9 protein-coding genes are annotated in these 19,804 nt (G+C 51.0%); 7 read left to right on the top strand and 2 right to left on the bottom strand.

Features of this window, described 5'->3' with window-relative positions:
* Positions 1-22 precede the first annotated feature (22 nt).
* The 6 genes from IE111_RS11620 to IE111_RS24630 are packed head-to-tail and all read left to right on the top strand — an operon-like array spanning position 23 to position 8,707.
* On the top strand, positions 23-700 hold the full coding sequence (locus tag IE111_RS11620; protein ID WP_189608762.1) for a GspH/FimT family pseudopilin: 678 nt from the start codon (positions 23-25) through the stop codon (positions 698-700).
* A complete protein-coding gene (pilV, locus tag IE111_RS11615) occupies positions 694-1,239 on the top strand; it encodes a type IV pilus modification protein PilV (RefSeq protein ID WP_189608760.1) in 546 nt (181 codons plus the stop codon). Before IE111_RS11620 ends, pilV begins: the two co-directional genes overlap by 7 nt.
* Positions 1,236-2,318, top strand: coding sequence for a PilW family protein (locus tag IE111_RS11610; protein ID WP_189609088.1), 1,083 nt, complete (start codon positions 1,236-1,238; stop codon positions 2,316-2,318). Before pilV ends, IE111_RS11610 begins: the two co-directional genes overlap by 4 nt.
* A gap of 1 nt (position 2,319) precedes the next feature.
* Positions 2,320-2,976 carry a pilus assembly PilX family protein gene (locus tag IE111_RS11605; RefSeq protein WP_189608758.1) on the top strand — a complete coding sequence of 219 codons (657 nt, stop codon included), beginning with the start codon at positions 2,320-2,322 and terminating at the stop codon, positions 2,974-2,976.
* An 18-nt stretch (positions 2,977-2,994) separates the two neighbouring features.
* Positions 2,995-8,166 (top strand): pilus assembly protein, encoded by a 5,172-nt coding sequence (locus IE111_RS11600; protein ID WP_189608756.1) that lies wholly within the window; start codon positions 2,995-2,997, stop codon positions 8,164-8,166.
* Positions 8,167-8,176: 10 nt separating this feature from the next.
* Complete coding sequence (locus IE111_RS24630) at positions 8,177-8,707, top strand: type IV pilin protein (protein WP_308427537.1); 531 nt, start codon at positions 8,177-8,179, stop codon at positions 8,705-8,707.
* A gap of 9 nt (positions 8,708-8,716) precedes the next feature.
* Here IE111_RS24630 and IE111_RS11590 read toward each other — a convergent pair whose 3' ends face one another.
* Complete coding sequence (locus IE111_RS11590; protein ID WP_189608754.1) at positions 8,717-10,090, bottom strand: sigma-54-dependent transcriptional regulator; 1,374 nt, start codon at positions 10,088-10,090, stop codon at positions 8,717-8,719.
* Positions 10,091-10,110: 20 nt separating this feature from the next.
* Positions 10,111-11,685 carry a sensor histidine kinase gene (locus IE111_RS11585; protein ID WP_189608751.1) on the bottom strand — a complete coding sequence of 525 codons (1,575 nt, stop codon included), beginning with the start codon at positions 11,683-11,685 and terminating at the stop codon, positions 10,111-10,113.
* A gap of 470 nt (positions 11,686-12,155) precedes the next feature.
* Between IE111_RS11585 and IE111_RS11580 the strand changes: the two genes are divergently transcribed.
* The gene (locus IE111_RS11580) at positions 12,156-19,055 is read left to right on the top strand and encodes an RHS repeat-associated core domain-containing protein (protein WP_189608749.1); all 6,900 of its coding nucleotides are present in this window, start codon (positions 12,156-12,158) and stop codon (positions 19,053-19,055) included.
* Positions 19,056-19,804 lie beyond the last annotated feature (749 nt).

The following is a 19,804-nucleotide window of genomic DNA, read 5'->3' as shown; positions in this document are numbered from 1 at the left end:
AGGTGGCTGAAACGCCAGCATTTTGACTCGCCAGAAATTTGAACCGGTTGGCAAACTTGCTGACCGCCCTGCCTTTTATCCCTCCATAGTGGCCGCTTATCGGGTACTATCTGTAGGTTATCAATCCTCCATTATCCTTTATGCGACAAGTATTAGAGTGGTAGACATGAGTAGAATCCGGGGTTTTACCATTGTAGAACTAATGGTCAGTATCAGTTTGCTGGGAATTTTGGCTGCGTTAGCCATTCCCAGTTTCCAACAATTCATCCAGAGAACCGCGGTAGAAAAATTTCAGGATGATTTGATGGCGGACTTGATGTTGGCTCGTTCAGAGTCGGTTACGCAAGGTCGGTCGATTTCAGTGTGTGCGCTAGACTCACCCAGTGCTGAAACCTGCACCACAGATTCGGGCGACACTTCTGATTGGACAAATGGCTGGCTCGTTTTCGTAGATGTTGACGAGCAGAATGATCTGGATTCCGGAACCGATGAGATTTTGTCGATCTACACGCCTGCTGCTGATTTTGTATCATTAAGGAATGATAGTAAGGATTCTATCCAATTTAACAGACAGGGCGGCGCACCACTGTTCAACAGCACATTCACGTTTTGTCATGAAAAGGCATCAATCTACAATGCTTTGGTCTTGTCTTCTACTGGACGGGTAGCATACAAGGCAGGAGATTCCTCGAAATGTTAAGCGATGTTCCAGTCTCGTTAAAGTACCAAGCCGGACTCGGGCTGATCGAGGTTCTTATCTCAGTGCTTGTTTTGGCAGTCGGTCTGCTCGGTTTCGCGGGCTTGCAAACACAAGCGATAAGAATGAACTACGACGCCTTTCAGCGAACTCGAGCCAGTTTGCTTGCCGAGGAATTATTCGACCGCATGAGAGCCAATCGTGAAGTGGCCATGACCAGTGAAAACTATTTTCATGATTTCGGCGACGCCCTTCCTCAAATCAATAAGTCTTGCGTGATCGATGATTCTGAAACCGACCCTCTGGGCAATACCTGTACGACAGCTGAGCTCGCGAAGTGGGATTTAAGGAACTGGCTGCAAAGGCTACAAAACAATTCGCCGGGCGCGTCGGCGGAAGTTGTGCGAACGGATGGCGTATATTTGGTGACCATCAGAATGAATGAATTAGCTGAAGGCGAATTGGCGGCCAATAATTCCACGACAGAAAGCGAACTCACCGTGAAGCAACGTGTAACCTTCCAGTTTGAGACCGTTTTATGAAGCAAAACACTTATAAGTATGAAACCTCTGTCCGTCATGTTCGGTCCGCGGGCTTTACCGTTGTTGAGCTCCTTATCGCGCTGACACTTGCGCTGGTCCTGATGGGTGGTGTTGTTCAGGTGGTCACGACAAGTTCATCCAGTTATGGGCAGCTTGTACAACAGGGGCGTCTGCAGGAGAGCGCTAAGCTGGCGATGGACTATATCACAAGGGAAGTTCGTAATGTCGGCTTCTGGGGTTGCAACGGCCAAAGAATACAAATCGCCAATGCACTCGACAAATCAAAGGAAAATTATTTTGATCCCAATGATGCGCTATGGGGGTTTAAAGTAGGAGGAACCGGACAGCCCACCTACGCCAGTGGTGGGGACCCCTACGAAGATGCAGTCTCTGGGTCCAGTGTGTTGGTACTGAGGTTGTTGGATATTGATAGTTCTTTGCAAGTAACCGGGCACCAGGTCAGTCCCCAAGGTACTGGAGGCAGCGCTAAATTGGAGCTAAGCGAAGAACACGGTTATGACAAAGGACAAGTGTTTACCGTGGTTGATTCGGATTGTTCCAATGTTGGTATATTCGCTCAGAACAATGCCAATATTAACGACACTTTAAGCATTATTGCTCACAACCCCGGTAGCGGGCAGGATGTCACCAATTGTACCAAGGCACTTAAAGGCAATTTCGACTGTGACGATGAATCCGGCGCCTTGTACCAACCTTATTCCGTTGGTTCGCATGTTTATGCGGTCCGTTCCATTGCTTTTGTACTCAAGCCAGTGAGTTCAGGGTCATCGATCAATGCGCTTCATTTGGTTGATTTGGAAGCTACAAGTGGCACCAACACTCAACTGGTGGAAGGGGTTAAGTCTCTGTCGATTAAGTACGGTTTGGATACGGATTCTGATGGGAATGTCGACCTTTATGTATCAGATGAAAAACTCAATGCCGATTCCAATCTCGATTGGACGATGGCTATCGCAATGCAGGTGGATGTGACAACTCAGGGGTTGGAGTCTGTTGGAACCCTGACGTTTGAAGAAGACTTTTCTACGGTAATTCGCTTGCGGAATCGGGGAATTTAATATGCAGTTGGTGTTGAATGGCATAGACAGGCCAAAACCACTGGAACGTCAGAGCGGCGTTGTCTTGCTGGTGGCTATGGTATTTCTGCTGGTTCTTACGGTGGCCGGTTTATCAGCGATGAAGCTGGCCAATGTTGAAGAGCGAATGACAGGTAATGCGACGGACCGCAATGTCGCTTTCCAGGCGGCGGAAGCGGCCCTTTCCGAGGCGGAGTCGTTCTTGTTTACAGAAAATTTCTCTCAACCTAATTTTTATACAAACAATTGCAGCGAAACGCATTGTTTTGTCCAGGATGGGGAAGATGGTCTTTTCTTTAAGGGTGAATTCCTGGAGGGTGGCGACTGTACACTGGATTCAGTCGCTTCGCCTGACGATGAGATATATCAGGACTCCAGCATATGGACTACCGGTTCCGGAAAGTATCGTCAGGCAGATATTGAGTTGAATAATATGAATCTGGATGTCCAGGCCCGATACATCATTGAATTTCGATGTTTCGCCGTTAAGACGCCGGATAATATCCCGGCTGAACAGTATGATGACGAAAATAGATATGACGAGACTTATTGGGAGCCCTTCTATCGCATCACTGCGTATGCAACGGGTAGAACACCATCCGCACGTGTCATGCTGCAATCTACATACAGACGCGATTGATCAATCGAGGGTAATGCAATGAACATTTCTGTAAAAAAAGCAGTGCCTCTTCTTGCCTTGTTGCTATCCACGACGGCATTGGGCGCAGATTACACATCGGCCAGCTTCGCTGCGACACCATTGTCCTTGACCAAGCAAAATACACCCCTGGTAATGCTGGGGTTGTCGGTGGATCATCAGCTTTACTATAAAGCCTATTCAGACTACACGGATCTGAATGGCGATGGAATCATCGATACAACTTATCTCGATGATTTTGAGTATCGAGGCTATTTCAACCCCGAGCTGTGTTATAAGTACGATTCGACTGATAAAAATTTTCAAGCGACCTCTGAAAGTGATCCTCGTATGGATGAGGATCTAGGGAAAACTGTAACATACAGTTGTCACGGTGATGAATGGAGTGGAAACTTTCTGAACTGGGCGACAATGACTCGTATTGATATGCTTCGGTCGGTACTATACGGAGGTATGCGTTCAACAGATACCGACTCATCGACGGTATTGGAAAGGTCTCATTTACCGAAAGATGTTCACTCGTTTGCAAAAGTAGTCCATCAATGGGATTCGACAACCCATACGGACTCTATTCCTTGGTATCACATTTTACCCGACGGCTATTCTAGTGGAAGTATAACTATGTGTAATACTTCCGATAGCAATGATGTTCCTGAAATCCGGATTGTAAGTGGTGTATATGAAACCTGGGCATCCAAGGAAGGTACTCAGTGCCAGTACGAAAGTGACAGTGCATCTGCCCCATCGACCGATGAGCGAGTTGAGGATTTAGTCGCCCGAGTGGAAGTTTGTGAGTATTCAAGTGAGAAAAGTGATGAAACCCGGTGCCGTTTGTATAAAGACAGCAATGATGTGAGCTATTACAAACCCTATGGCCTTTTGCAGCGGTATGGTGAAGACGGCCGGATCGAGTTTGGGTTGATCACAGGAAGCTACCATCAAAACCTTGACGGTGGCGTAATTAGAAAAACGATCTCAAAGATAGGTGGGAACGAGACAGCTGCGGATGATGAAATTGATTTGTCCACTGGTCAACTAACTGCCGTAGAAGGAGTTATTTCTACACTTGATACCCTCAAGATTGCCAAGTACCCAGTCAATAATAAATATGGCGATTGTAATAGCCCGGGTATTACTCTGGATGAAATAAAAGGAAATACAGCCCAGAATCACTGTAGTAATTGGGGTAATCCGGTAGCTGAAATATATTATGAAGCACTACGCTATTTTTCCGGGCAGAGCAACGCATTGGGGGAGTTTTCGGATAATAATAGTAATGGTGAGAATTATAACGAAGATACGGACTTTATTAGTGGGTTGGTGAGTCAATTCAGTTGGGAGGATCCGTTCGATTCGTCAAATTATTGTTCTCGTTGCTCCATCATTATGTTGTCTTCGGGAACTCCATCATTTGATGGGCTTGAGGAAGAATGGAGTTCACGATTGTCATTCAATGGTTCCGACCCGGACGTCATTGGTCTCGATAGTGGTACTGCTTTGTTTGCGAAGACTAAACAAGTCGGTGATGTTGAATACGACAACTTGAATGGTCAGTTTATTTCCGCGAGTAATGGGAACTGTGTTCCAACAACTGTAGATGATTTATCGGAAGTAACCGGGTTATGCCCCGATTCCCCTCAGGTAGAGGGTGGTTATCAAATAGCTGGACTTGCATTTCATGCCAAAACCACGGATTTGAGAACCGATTTCGAAGGAATGCAAACAGTCAATACCTATGCCATCGAGCTAGGTGAGAGTGTGCCGGCGATCGAATTCAATGCTGACGGCAAACTCATCCGGCTGGTTCCAACGTGTCAGTCCAAGAATGGCGGTGATGCGGAAACAGACGAAGGTTATCTAGGATGCTCCCTATACAACATGATCGTTCGATCTGCCAGTTATGCTGAAGACGGTGACTTGTTGGAAGCAAGTTACATTATCTTCTGGGAAGACTCATTGTGGGGAAATGACTATGACTTGGATGGAGCGCAGCGTTTATACGTTTGCACCGGTGCGCTTAACAGCTGTGATGTAGATTCAGATCAATTCAAGATTACCCAGCAGTGGGTGTACACGGCGGCCGGTTTCCGGTTGAGGTCTAGCTATGCTGTTTCTGGTTCGACAGAGGACGGCTTGAACACGGAATGGACCATCAAAGACGGTACTGATGTGGATTCAGGCAATAACCCGAATGCAACAGTATACGGATTTGACGAGGATGATACGCCGATAGCTAGAAAAACACGCACCTATTCGGTAAACAAGAGTGGTACTGCGGTTACCCTGTTGAGAAAGCCACTTTATTTGGCAGCGAAGTTTGGTGGTTTCACAGACATTAATCAAACCGGGACACCTGACAAAGTAGAGGAATGGGACCGGTTGAACAACGAAACCGGAGCCGCTGGAGCAGACGGAATTCCGGATCAGTATTACCAGGTCCGGAATCCGACAAACCTGACGAGGCAATTGGGCCGAGTGTTCGCCTCCATTATTGAACGGGTAGCCTCCGGTTCCAATGCGGCGGTGGTCGCAAACCGTTCCACCGGTAACGGGGCCATTTACCAGGCTTTGTATTATCCCAGCGTCTCAAAAGGTGAAAATACGGTTACCTGGGTCGGGCAGGTGCATTCCCTGTTCGTTGATGAAGCCGGTCTGGTTCGGGAGGACACGAACGGAAATGGTATTCTGGACGATTACCCGACTACGGCACAGGGTGACAACCCTCAAGGCGACTTCATCGTAGACATCTATTACGACGAAGACTCGGATGACACTTATTTTCAACGTTACGTCCGGTTCGATGCCAGCTCGGTTACCCAACCAGATGGCTCCAGTGGCGACCTGACAGACTTCGCCTTTCCGTATGGATCACCAGAGCTGGTCAATAAACTCAAAACTGTATGGAATGTGGCTGAAGAACTGGCTGAGATCAGTGATGCGAACATAATCGACCAGAGGGATCTCAACCTGGACGGAGAGTTCAGCGAGTCGGCGGGTAGTTATCGGTATCTTTTCACAACGACGGAGCAAGCCTGCCCGAATGATGCAACCGCCACATGTACGGTTGAAACGGATCTGGTGAGTACCAATGCCTCGACTCTGAGTCGATATATGGGGTTCGATCCGTCCGATTCAGATCAGCTTGCTGAAACCGTTGGCATCATCAATTATGTCAGGGGGCTCGAGATTTCGGGCTTGCGTTCACGATCCATCGATATGGACGACGACGGATCGGCGGAAACCTGGCGGATGGGGGATGTGGTCCACAGCACACCAGTGGTCGTGGAGCGCCCCAACAGTCGTTACGATACCCGCTTGGGTGATCACACCTATGCTGTATATCGAGAACAGTACAAGGAACGGCGGCGGATGATCTATGTCGGTGCCAACGACGGCACCATTAGAGGGATCAATGGTGGTTATTGGAATGCGGTTTGCAATGGCTTTTTCAAGACATCCCTTCAACCGGATGCGACAACCGGAGAGATCACCTGCCAGGACCCAACACCGACTGGAAGTGAAGTCCAGCATCCGTTGGGCAGTGAAATGTTTGCCTATGTTCCTCAAAACCTGCTTCCCCACCTGAAATGGCAAGCGGAGGTCGATTATCCACACGTCTATTACATGGACGGTGAACCACTGGTTTTCGACGCAAGGATATTCGATGACGACGACGACCATCCCAATGGTTGGGGTACGGTTCTGGTGATGGGTATGCGTCAGGGTGGTGGCCCGATGTCTCTCGATCATGATGGCGATACGAATACACCGGATAAGACTTTCAGATCCTCCTACGTAGTTCTGGATGTGACCAATCCCGAAAAGCCACCCAAGGTTCTGGATGAGATCAGTCATGCCAATCTCGGTTATACATTCAGTAAGCCTGCATTGGTAAAACGCTATGTTCGCGATGCGGAAACTTTGGATAATGACGGTAATCTCGTTTCGGGCGGCTTCAAGGATCCCTTGTACAATCAATGGAGTCTGATCTTCGGCAATGGGCCGACTGATATGAACGCTGGCACTTCAAACCAGAATGCATCGGCCTTTGCATTTGAACTCGATGGAACCAGTGATGCCCCCAGTACCGCCAGTCGGTTGCAGAGGTTGGAACTGTCGAACGCAACCAACGGCATGGCTCTCGGTTTCACCGTGACAGATTGGGATCGGGACGGCATTGATGACGCTGCTTATTTCGGGACAACTCGAGGTACTATCGCCAATCAGACAGGGGAGGTGTACCGAATGCGTACATCCGACTCCGCCAATACTGATGTAATGGCTGATATTTCGACAGCGGATACAACATTGATGCTGGAGTCCCAGAAACCAGTTGTGGTGACACCGTCCACCAGTCGAAGTTCAACCGGCGAAAGATGGATACACTTTGGCACCGGTCGATTCTATGCCAATGACGATCGAACCACACAGGACCAGCAAAGCATGTACGGAGTCGTTGAACCGATTCTTAATGGAAGCTTTACCTGGGGTTCAGTGGCGGTCTCCGATCTGGTAGAAACTTCGGGTATCAAGGTGTATGACAACGGTTCGGTCAAGAATTCCGCTGGCGGTACTCTTCAGATCGATAGTGAGGACGTTACAGATTATGAAGCCTTGAAATCTGCGATCCTCGGCCAGGGTGGCTGGAAGCGTCAATTGACCTCGTCTAATGGAACTTCACCGTCAGGACGCGTCATTAGAGAAGCGACACAGTATCTGGACCAGTTGATATTCACCGAATATCTTCCTTCCGCCGATCAATGTGATGTCAATGGGCGTTCAAACCTGTATGTGTTGGGTTGGGAGTCCGGTACCCCGTTGCCATATGACCCACTCAATACATCGGGTACCGCCGATACCGACACAGATGGTGATGGTAATGCCGATGCAAGTGAAGTTTCAGGCGCCGTTGATGCTGGTGTGGGCGAATTCACCGGTGGCAATGTATTCGAAACCATTACCGACATCACACTGGTGAACGATCAGACCACTATCGATGGGCTGGAAGATGGCACTATATCGGTCGATGACTATTCGGATCAGCAATTGACCGGTGATAACTGTGTGTTTGTTCAGTCCAGTACCGGTGCTATGGTCTGCATTAGAGTCGGTGCTCCCGAAGTAGCGGGTACAGGGCGTCAAAGTTGGCGCGAACTAAGAATTTTATTTTGAGGTTTGAGTGATGCCTGCAATGTTGGGAAAGTATAGTACTAATACACCCGGACCTATCCGGTCCGGGTCTCAAGGGTTTACCCTGATCGAGCTAATGATGGTGGTTGCTATTGCGGGCATTATTTTTGCCGTAGCGCTGCCCAGCTATCAGAACTATGCGCGGGAGTCAAAACGCTCGGAAGCTCACGTAATGCTGACTACAGCGGCTAATTATCAAGAGCGGGTGTTAACTCGTACAGGTAACTACACGACAAACGCTTCACAGCTGGGCGGTGCCACATCAGAAAGTGGGTATTACGCGTTGTCGATAGCGACCAATTCAGCTTCGGGCGCCACTCCAACTGCCAATGGGTTCACAGCGGTCACCCTGAGTTGTAATCGGCCAAGGTGCTTTGTACTAGCCGCTACGGCGTCAGGTGGACAAGTAGGAGACACAAATTGCGCCGTGCTAACGCTGGATAATGTAGGGAGAAAACGGTCTTACCAATCCGATGGGTCTCAAAATACAGCCGGTTCGGGAGACGAGTGCTGGGAGAGCTAGTCCGATTGTTCAATCGATACCCAGTTTTTTCAGTCGATACCGCAGTGCCCTAAAAGTTATTCCCAACTTTTTCGCCGCTGCGGTTCGGTTCCACCGAGTTTCTTCCAAGGCTTGTTCTACGGCCTCTCTTTCAATTTCCATCAAGTATTCTTCAAGGTTCATATCCGCAGGGCGTTGTGGTCTGGTATCTGAAAGACTGGGCATTCCGTTCGCAATGACGTTGGTCGAATCCGAGTTTAGGTTTAAGTCACGCAACCCGATTCGATCATCCTCACACAACGTATACGCCCGCTCGAGAATGTTCTCCAACTCCCGCACATTCCCCGGAAACGGATATTCCTTAAGCGCTTCTTCAGCACCTCGATCCAGGCGTGCCGGCGGCAATTCATAGGACTCCGCAATCCGCGCCAAAATCCTCTGGCACAGCAACGGAATGTCTTCCGTTCGTTCGCGCAGCGCCGGCACTTCCAGGTTAATCACATTGATCCGATAAAACAGGTCCTGCCGGAAGTCGCCGTTGGCGACCAGGGCTTCCAGATTCTTGTGCGTGGCGCTCAGTATGCGCACATCCACGGACACTTCGTTCTGGCTGCCAATCGGCCGTACCTTCTTTTCCTGAATCGACCGCAGCAGTTTCACCTGCATGGCCAGCGGCAGGTCGGCCACTTCGTCAAGGAAAAGAGTGCCGCCGTTCGCGGCCTGGAAGAACCCAGCTTTGTCTTCATTGGCGCCGGTGAAGGACCCCTTTTTGTGACCGAAGAATTCGCTTTCCATCAATTCGCTGGGAATGGCGCCACAGTTGACGGGTACGAAGGGGGCTTCGGCCCGTGGGCCCAGTGCGTGAATCTGACGGGCGACGAGTTCCTTGCCGGTACCAGACTCGCCCTGGATGAATACCGGCGCCTGACTGCGCGCGACCTTGCGAATCTTGTTCTGCAAGGAATGCATCGCCTGGGATTCGCCGACCATGACGGGCGGCTCCGGGCCATTGCCATTACCGTTGGCTTTGGGTTGCTGGCTGATTTTAAGCGCTTGGTTGACCAGGCTGCGTAACCGGTCGATCTCGACCGGTTTGGAGACGAAATCGAAAGCGCCCGCTTTCAGGGATTCAATGGCCAGTTCCATATTGCCATAGGCCGTAATGACGGCTACTGGGGTATCCGGACGCTTATGCTGGATGTATTTGACCAGCTCAAGTCCTTTGCCATCGGGCAGGCGCATGTCGGTCAGGCAGAGGTCGTAGGCTTCCTGGTCGATCTGGCGAATGGCCGATTTCAAGTCCGGTACACTGAATGTGTCTAGACCCATGCGCATCAGCGTCAGTTCGAGCAGTTCCCGAATGTCCGGTTCGTCATCGACAATGAGTACGCGTTGATAGGCCATGGTCCTCATGCTCTCCATTGTTATTCCTGTACAGCAGCGTGAGCGAAAACGATTCTGAAACAGGCCCCTTCGGGGCGATCGATATAAAACAGTCGTGCCCGGTTGGCTTCCGACAGCTCTTTGGCAATATACAACCCCAGTCCGGTGCCGGTCGACTCGGTCGTGTAGAAGGGTTCAAACAGATGCTTGGCCTGCTCGGGGGGGATGCCCGGCCCCTTGTCCTGTACATCAAGGTAGGGTTGTTCGGTATCCGGTAGTGTACCCCATTCCAGGCGCAGAAACCGTGATCCGGTTTGGAGTTCACTGTATCGCAGGCCGTTGTCGATGAGGTTGTGCAGCACCTGTTTCATGCGATTGGCATCGATGCGAATCCGTACCTCCTCGTTGCCCTGTGCATCAATGGTGTCTGACTGGGTTCGTCCCTGGCGATATTCGGTCACACATTGATCGACGAAGTCTTTCAGAGTCCATTCGGCTGTCTCGATACCCTCGCGTCGGGACAGCCGGAGAATGTTGTTGATGATCTCGTTGATGCGATGACTGTGGTTGTTGATGATCTCCAGCAGTCGACGATCGCCGTCTTCCAACCCGGGAGCCTCATCCAATAGCTGAGCGGCATGGCTGATGGCACCCAACGGATTGCGTATTTCATGCGCAATGGACGCCGTCAGTCGTCCCAGCGAGGCCAGTTTCAAGTGTTGTGCCTGTTGCTGCATGCGCCCGGTGTCCTCAATGAACAGGATCAGGTCGCACTGGGGGGAGTCCTGCAACGGCGCGAAGTTGATCTGCACCTCGGGGTGGTCGCTGTCCATTTGCAGCGGTTCCGGCCGTAGGGATGGTTCGGCCTGCCACGTTTCCAGCCGTTGCTGGATCGGATGGGGCAGCCAGAACGCCCGTTGTTCGGTCATGCCCAGCATGTCACGGGCGGCATCGTTCATCAGCCGTATGGCGCCTTCCCAGGTCGTGACGATGATGCCGGTCCGCATGCGCTGGACGATCAATTCGTTCAGATGCCGCAAATCCAGAATGGTATCGGCCTGGGCTTTGGCCAGTTGTTCCGTGGACCGGACCCGGGATGTCAGGTATTGCAATAATAAGGTGATGGCGAAAAATGCCACACCGAGCAACGCAGCCTGGAACAAGGCGCGGTCGCCTTCGCCTCCGGCGGCCAGTATCTCGGTATAGACCGCACCGGAAGCCGCGACCGCCGCGACCAGCAGGCTTTGCTGCAACGGCAACAGCAAACTGCCGATGGCCACACTGACAATCATCAGGTTGCCGAAACCCGTTCCGACACCGCCCCAATAATGCAGAATCAACGACTGCATCATCAGGTCGGTCAGCAGCAACACCAACGTCGGCGTGCCGCTCAACTGGCCTCGCACTGTAACAACCAGGCCGATGATGCAAATAGTGACGTACGACAGTGAGGCATACAGGAAGGATTCCGGGTTCAGCCCGGGCAGGGCAGGCATGATCTGATCCGGTAACAGGGCCAGCACCGACAGGGCACTGGCCAGCATTAACCGATAAATGCCGTAGAAAAAGAGGATCTGTTGTCGCCGGTAGCTCGGGTATTGGGGCGAGAATATCATGCCTGGGCCGTGTCGGATTTTACCGACAGTATATACAGCCAGCCCCCCGGCTTGATAGAGGCGACGCCCTCACCTGTAGGAGCGCAGGCCCTGCGCAACCGGAGGCGACGGACCCATCACGGCCGCCCACCAAAACAAACATGACACCCTGTCTTTTCTTACCCAGTTACTGTGATGCATTTCACATTAATCCAGTGCCACCCTTGCTAGACCCTTCATTCACCTAATAAGGTCGCGCCGACGTAAGCAAAACGTCAATTAAAGGACAGTCAACTCCCCAGCGATATCGGGACAGTGGCACAGGGACGGACCCGGTATCCCTCCCCTCAAGACCCCCCTGAGCAAAGCAGGTTGATCGTTCAGCCATCCATCGAAGCCTACAGGGCGATGGAACGGTGTATGGCGCTCATCGCCGGTTTCCGAAAGCGTTCCGGCCCCTTCGATTGGACAGCAGTGCGAGACATCACGACATGAAAAGGATTCTAGCCCCCGCAACCCCACGTTGGATGCATGCCCTTACCCTGGCAACCGCTTTACCTATACTGGCGGCCTGTATCCCCGATCTGGACACATCGACTCCGGCCTGTGAAGACCTGACCGATTTGTCCGCCAGAGCAAAAATGGTGAAGGCCAGCCTGACCTGGACGGATATAGGTGCTTCTGAGTACGGCGTCTACCGAAGCTCAGTAGGCGGCGGCCCTTATGAACCCGTGGGCGTGACTGACAGCGATTATTCCACTTATTTGGACAAAGGGCTCGAAACCGGTACTCGCTACTACTGGGTTGTAACCGAACGGGATAAGCAAGGCCAAAACCTGTGCCAGTCCAACGAAGCCACGGCGGCCACCTACGACCGGGCCACTGGCAACCATGTACCACAGATTCTCACCACTGGCTTGCCTGATGCCACCGCCAACCAGGCCTATACCGCTGCCATCGAAGCGGAAGACAGTAACGCCGAAGACACCCTCACCTTCCGACTGATCGACGCTCCGGATGGCCTGACCATCGACGCGAACGCCGGCCTTCTGAGCTGGACCCCGGCCGAACCGGGTACTTCCGAATTCATTGTTCACGTTAGCGATGGCAGAGGCGCCTTTGATGAGCGACGCTTCCATCTAACCGTCGATAAGGCGGATGTTCCCCCGGCGGACACCACCCCACCCACGTTGACGGCCCCGGCCGACCTGGAAGTGGAGGCCACCGCCGAACTGACCCCCGTCGACCTGGGCGAGGCCACTGCCACGGACGACCGCGATGGCGCACTCACACCGACGGCCGACACGATCGGTCCCTTCGCCCTGGGCGACCACACTGTCACCTGGAGTGCGACGGACAGCGCCGGCAACACGGGTACTGATACTCAGGCTATCACCGTTCAGGACACCACGCCGCCAAGCCTGACCGTACCGGACAACATCATCACCGTCAGCGACGAACCCGTCACCGTCGACCTGGGCCAGCCCACAACTTCCGATCTGTTCGAGCCGGTGTCGCTCACCAACGACGCCCCGGACCTGTTTCCGGTTGGCGAAACCGAAGTAACCTGGATCGCCACCGACGCCAACGGTAACGCCACCATCGGTATTCAGGTGGTCATCGTCGAAAAACCCGACCCCGGTGGTGATTTACCGCCGGATCCGGCCGATGTTGCCCCGCTGCTGGACAACCCGAGCACCAGCTTGCTGGACGCCACCGCCTTCCTCTACACCAGCGCCAACCCGATCCAGACCGGCGTGGCCGAAGGCACCATCGAAGAACGCCGCGCCGCTGTCATCCGCGGCCGGGTTCTGGACCGCGACAACAACCCCTTGCCGGGCGTGACCGTCACCATAAAGGGCCACGACGAGTTCGGCCAGACACTGAGTCGGGCTGATGGTGAGTTCGACTTGGTAGTGAATGGTGGTGGATCGCTGTTTATTAACTATGACAAGCCGGGTTATCTCCCCGTACAGCGTAAAGTCGAAACTCCCTGGGACGATTATGTGATCGCTGACGACATCGTCATGATTCCGCTCGATCCAGAAGTAACTATGGTGGATCTGACCAGCGATGCGCCTCTACAAGCCGCTCAGGGCAGCGTGCAAACCGACATAGACGGTAGCCGACAGGCTACCGTCCTGTTCCCGCGAGGTACTGAAGCCACAGTGACGTTGCCGGACGGCAGTACCCAGGCATTGACCAACTTGAATGTACGCGCCACCGAATACACCGTCGGTGACAACGGTCCTCAGGCTATGCCAGGCGAATTGCCGCCAACCTCAGCCTACACCTATGCGGTTGAATTGAGCGTGGATGAAGCCCTGACCCTCGGCGCCAGTCGGGTGGATTTTAACCAAAAGCTGCCGTTTTACGTAGACAACTTCCTAGGCTTCCCTACCGGAGAGGTAGTGCCGGTTGGCTGGTTCGACCGCGAAAGTAGCGCGTGGATACCGGCTGAGAACGGAAGGGTTATTGAGATCATAGGCATTCAAAACGGCCAAGCCGTATTGGATGTATATGGAGAAGGCAATGCCGCTACTGCAAATGAACTGGCGGAATTGCATGTCAGTGAAGCTGAATTAACATACCTGGCTGAGACATACGAGGTTGGCAAATCGCTATGGCGAACCCCGATTGATCATTTTACACCATGGGATTGTAATTGGCCTTATGGCCCGCCAGCGGGTGCGGAACCTCCTCCTGGAGAGTTGCCAGGGGACTCGACCCCTGATTCAAAAGACTGTGACAAAGAATGTGGCAGTGTCATCGAAGTGCAAAGCGGAGTTCTCGGAGAAAGCATCCCCATTTCGGGTACACCTTTTACGCTCAACTACAGAACCAATAGAGCTGAAGGGTATCAGGTGAATCGTCGACTGATAGTACCTATCACTGGCAGTGAAGTACCTAATGTACTGGCACAGGCCACAGTAACAATCAGAATTGCCGGCCAGGAACATGAATGGGTATTTGAAAACTTGGCACCCAATCAGAATCATGTGTTTACATGGAACGGAGTGGATAGATATGGTCGCACCTTAGCCAATGCTATGGCAGAGGTGACTGTATCTTATAGCTATCCATTACAGTATTACGCGTCTTCAGCTTCATTTGAAACCGCCTTTGCCACAGTAGGTGATATGACCAGAATCATTGGGTCAAGGGAATCAAGCAGTATCGCTATGGCGAAGAGGTGGCAGAAAACTTTGTTCTCGACTTCGAAAGCAGATACTGAAATCGGCAATTGGTCTTTAAGCCCTCACCACAAACTGTTACCGAAAGTGGGAGCTCTGCTATATGGATCTGGCTCGGTGGATTATGGAATCGCCGATAGCAAGCTTATTGCAACTAAGATGGCTCACTCGGTATTTGATATCAGCCAATACCCTGAGGAAGGAGTATATGGCAGCATTATGAATATAGCCGCAGCTGAGAATGGGGACGTTTACGTCGGACACAACACGATGCTAAGCAAAGTGGCGCTGGACGGTTCCACTACCCATATTGCGGGCCAACCCGATGCATCTGGGAGTTCGGGAAATGGAGGCGCTGCGGTCGATGCCTTACTGTCTTCTGATCCCGCTTTCGATGTAGCTCCGGATGGGAGTATTTACTTAGCCGATTTGGAGAATGGTGTTCGGAAAATTGATGACAGTGGGATTATCACTCAGGTTGAAAGTGAGCCTGCTAAAGACATAAAGGTTGATGAAGATACTACGATTTATTATGTGACTACCGATGATAAATATAATAATACTTACAATGTTATCAAAAGGCGCTTACCCAGTGGTTTAACAGTTACCGTAGCCGGTGATGGTGCTACCCATGTGTCTGATGGCGGAATATCGGAAGGTGATCTGGCGACAGATTATACGTTCCCAACAATTATCGACATGGACCTGATGACAGATGGATCTATAGTTTTTGTCACGAAACAGAGCCTATGGGGGACATCTTGGACGGAAGCTTACCGTGTGTCCCTATCGGGGCAGCTATATAGATACTCACAGCAAGATCCGTTGTTCAGTGGCGGAGAACAATTTGAAGTACAAGCATTTGCCATTGATGGGGGCGACAATTCATATTTTAAAATTAAGAAAAAAGATAACCTTGGTAAATATGAGAGTTCGTTTATTGCTGGCCTTTTCGGAAACTTCTTGACCTATATATCTGGAGACAAAGACAAGTCCGAGGATGTAAATCAATACCAATCACGCATGATTAGCGATTTCAGCATGGCAGGTGTTTTCGATATGGCGATTTCACCCGATGGGTCCATTTATGCCGCAAATTACAAGGCTTACGGAGCTGAATCCGTATACAGGATACATCGGTCGATAGGCCGGAATTTGAGTGAAGAAGTTACCATTCCAAGCGACACGGGAGACGAGTACTATGTTTTCAATCAATCAGGTCAACATCTGAGGACTCATGATGGGTTCACGGACCAGCAGCTATATGCATTCGCGTACAATGAATTGGGTTCGATTGTATCTATTACAGATCAATTTGGTCAGGTCACACATATAGAGCGAGATACTGACGACCGACCGACAGCTATTGTTTCACCTTATGGTCAGCGCACATCTTTGGATTTGAACAGTTCGGGCTATTTAACATTTGTTAGTGATCCGGTGGGTCGAACCTATAACATGGTGTACAAGGCTAATGGTCTTCTCGAAAGCTTTTCCAAGCCTGGAGGGCAATCGAATACCTTTCGATTCGATGATGCAGGCCGACTGGTCAAAGATACTGATCCGCTATTAGGTGGGTGGCTATTGAATCGAAGTGAATGGGAGAGTGGCTATAAAATTGGCATGACCAGCGGTGAAGGCCGTGTTAAAGAGTATGCGGTGGATATGGAACTTGATGGCGCGCAAACCAGTACACTAACGTTGCCGTCCGGTTCAGTTAAAGCAAAGGAAAGACATATAAACGGCAATAGAACTATCGATTATCCTAATGGAACCGTATTGAATATTAAAAACGGATTTGACCCACGATTTGACTCGGATGTGACTTATGTCAAAGAAAGTGACACTATTACACCGGCAGGATTGGTTATGAATATCGCCGAGTCTAGAACTATTGAAAGTAGCGTGGAAAGCGACGAAGCTTTCAGTGTTTTTACTCGAGAGATAACAATTAATGACCGAACCATCGTTCAATCGTATGATAGAGCCAGTAATTCATGGAGCACTACAAAGTCAAGCGGTATCACTTCGAGCAGTCAGCTAAATGATATTGGATTGCTATCGGAATACAGCCTGTCAGGAATTGCGGCGATCAACTATCATTATGACAGTCGAGGACGTCTGGACGAACTTAATCAAGGTGGTACCTCAGGTCGAACCAGCGTTTTTGGTTACGATTCTTGGGGGTACCTTAACAAAATGACAGACAGCCGAGGCCGGACTGTTAGCTATGTCAATAACGAGGTGGGTCTGGTGCAGCAACAAACCAACCCGGACGGATCCGTGGTTGAGTATGACTATGACCTCAACGGCAATCTGAATGAGATCCGCTTGCCCAGTGGAGACTTGCACACATTCAGATACACGGCCGTCGATAAGCAGAAACAATACTTACCACCCAATCCTGACGACGATGCCACTGACGCTCCCATCGGAAACGGCCACCCGACCACCCAGTACCAGTACAACCTGGACAAGCAACTTGAAGCCGTCATTCGACCGGATGGGATGCTGATCGATTACGTTTACAACGACACCACCGGTCAGTTAACGGATATCCTAATTCCCGAAGGTTCCTATCAATACGGCTACTACGGCGAAAACGACGCCTTCAACAGTGGCCAGCTCGAAACCCTGACTGCCCCTGGCGGACAGCAAACCGGCTACCAGTACGACGGATTCCTGCTGACCGACGTCACCTGGAGCGGCTCGATCGTCGGCACGCTGGGCTACGAGTATAATAACTATTTCGAACCCGTGACACAGACCGTCAATGGCAACGGCCTGACATTGAGCTACAATCAGGACGGCCAACTGACCGGAGCGGGAGACCTGAGCATCGACTACGTCGCGGAAAACGGCCTGCTGGACGGCACCACACTGGGTGGTCTGACCACCGACCGTACCTACAACAACTTCGGTGAGTTAGCCAACTACACCGCAAGCAACAGTGCAGGAAGCCTGTACCAATACACGCTGCATCGCGACGAGGTGGGCCGCATTGTCGGTAAAACCGAGACCTTGGGCGGCAACACCACGGAGTATGAGTACAACTTCGATCAGAACGACCGGCTGGTCTCGGTAACGGAAAACGGAGCCGCCATTCAGACCTGGGACTACGATGCCAATGGCAACCGAACGCACGAAGGCGGCGCATCGGTCGCCACATATGATGCACAAAACCGGTTAATACGTTACAAAGAAAACGAATACCGGTACACCGCCAACGGTGAGCTGACGGAGAAGATCGACACCGCCACAAACAAATCTACCCAGTTTGACTACGATGCGTTTTCGAACCTGAGAAGTGTCACGCTACCCGATGGAACGAACATCGAGTATGTCATTGATGGTCAAAATAGAAGGGTAGGCAAGCTCCGCAATGGAACCATGGAACAAGGGTTCCTGTACCAGGGGCAGTTGAATCCGGTGGCTGAACTCGATCAAAACAACCAGATCAAAGCGCGGTTCGTGTATGGGCACAAGCGAAACGTCCCGGCCTACATGATCAAGGACGGCATCGACTTCCGAATTATCAGTGACCACTTAGGCAGTGTGCGCCTAGTAATAAACGCCAGCACCGGTGAGATAGCCCAGCGAATGGACTATGACGCTTGGGGTAATGTCATAACAGATACAAACCCTGGGTTCCAACCGTTTGGGTATGCGGGCGGCATATACGACCGTGATACCGGCCTAACTCGGTTCGGGGCGCGGGACTATGATCCGGAAATCGGTCGATGGACCACAAAGGATCCGATAGATTTTGAAGGGGGGCTAAATAACTATTCCTATGTGAGCAACGATCCGATCAACTATATTGACCCAGAAGGTAAGTTCCTATTTGTACCCTTGATAAGTGCTGGAGTGGGTGCGGTTATTCATGGATACACCATGTATCAAAATGGTGGCAGCCTTGGCGAGGTTGTTGGCGCGGCTGCCATGGGTGCTGCTACAAATATTGTTCCCGGTGGAGTGTTGTTAAAAGGATCTATGTCCGCATATGGAAACATGATTTCACAAGCTTATGATCCGTGTTTTGGGGGGCTGGAAGATATGGATTGGAGTCAGGCGGCAGCGGCAGGGGCGCTTGGTGCCGCAGGTTTTAGGCCTTTCCAACCAACTACAGTAGCGGGAAGTATTGCCAACGAAGCGGCGGGGCAGGTTGTTGACGGTGCCATTGCGGAGCAGTTTTAGTCATGTATAAAACAATAGTTAAACTATTGTTTGGAGTAATTCTCGTTTTTTTTATTGTTGTACCGGCAATAATGACTGGGTATGTGAAGGTCCCTGCCGGTACTGCGACTCTCAGAGAAGTGGGGTATGCGGAGCACCCTATTGAGTTTTTACTTTGGGTGGCTTTTGACTTAGGATTTGGACTGTATTGTCTGAAATCTGCTATTTGGCCGTCGTCTTCACAGGAGTAGGCCAATATGGAGAGTTTTTCTCTACTGGAGAGGGAAGCTTAATAATTTCGGAACTTGCATGGCGGCTCCAAAGCTACCATGGCTGGTGTAGTTGAAGTCCCAGCGGGCAGAGAGATAAGACCTGTATGTTAAGGTGAGTATCCAATTGAGGTTACTGTCTGGATGAGATTTTATAGTGCATCCTCTATTAATCTATTCAAACCGGTGTCGTAGCTACGAAAGTCATGGCAACGAGGGCTAACCATTGTCTGCGGACGTAAACAAGGGACCAGACGTGTTACGAAGAGCAGCATTAGATATGACTGGGTAAAATGGTAGGGAAGGGGTTAGCCAATAAAGAGTAAGGCTGGGCCATGTTCCGGGTTCATTCGGAATCTTCCTGTAATCGTTTCACTTCGTCCAGCAGGTGAGGGAAATCGAAATACCAAAGCGAGCGGTTCGTGTCCTGAGAGTACTTCCCTGGAAGACGTTGTCGAGTCATTATCGACTCTTAATGTTCAGAATTCGATCTAGTCACTG

The sequence above is a fragment of the Saccharospirillum salsuginis genome, assembly GCF_014651855.1.
Classification (GTDB): domain Bacteria; phylum Pseudomonadota; class Gammaproteobacteria; order Pseudomonadales; family Natronospirillaceae; genus Saccharospirillum; species Saccharospirillum salsuginis.
The sequence above is the reverse complement of the archived record's forward strand: the minus strand, read 5'-3'. Positions and strand labels throughout refer to the sequence as shown.

Coding starts and splice junctions, on each gene's coding strand:
- IE111_RS11585 (WP_189608751.1), bottom strand. CDS start 11,685: ATGATATTCTCGCCCCAATACCCGAGCTACCGGCGACAACAGATCCTC.
- IE111_RS24630 (WP_308427537.1), top strand. CDS start 8,177: ATGCCTGCAATGTTGGGAAAGTATAGTACTAATACACCCGGACCTATC.
- pilV (WP_189608760.1), top strand. CDS start 694: ATGTTAAGCGATGTTCCAGTCTCGTTAAAGTACCAAGCCGGACTCGGG.
- IE111_RS11580 (WP_189608749.1), top strand. CDS start 12,156: ATGAAAAGGATTCTAGCCCCCGCAACCCCACGTTGGATGCATGCCCTT.
- IE111_RS11610 (WP_189609088.1), top strand. CDS start 1,236: ATGAAGCAAAACACTTATAAGTATGAAACCTCTGTCCGTCATGTTCGG.
- IE111_RS11590 (WP_189608754.1), bottom strand. CDS start 10,090: ATGGCCTATCAACGCGTACTCATTGTCGATGACGAACCGGACATTCGG.
- IE111_RS11605 (WP_189608758.1), top strand. CDS start 2,320: ATGCAGTTGGTGTTGAATGGCATAGACAGGCCAAAACCACTGGAACGT.
- IE111_RS11600 (WP_189608756.1), top strand. CDS start 2,995: ATGAACATTTCTGTAAAAAAAGCAGTGCCTCTTCTTGCCTTGTTGCTA.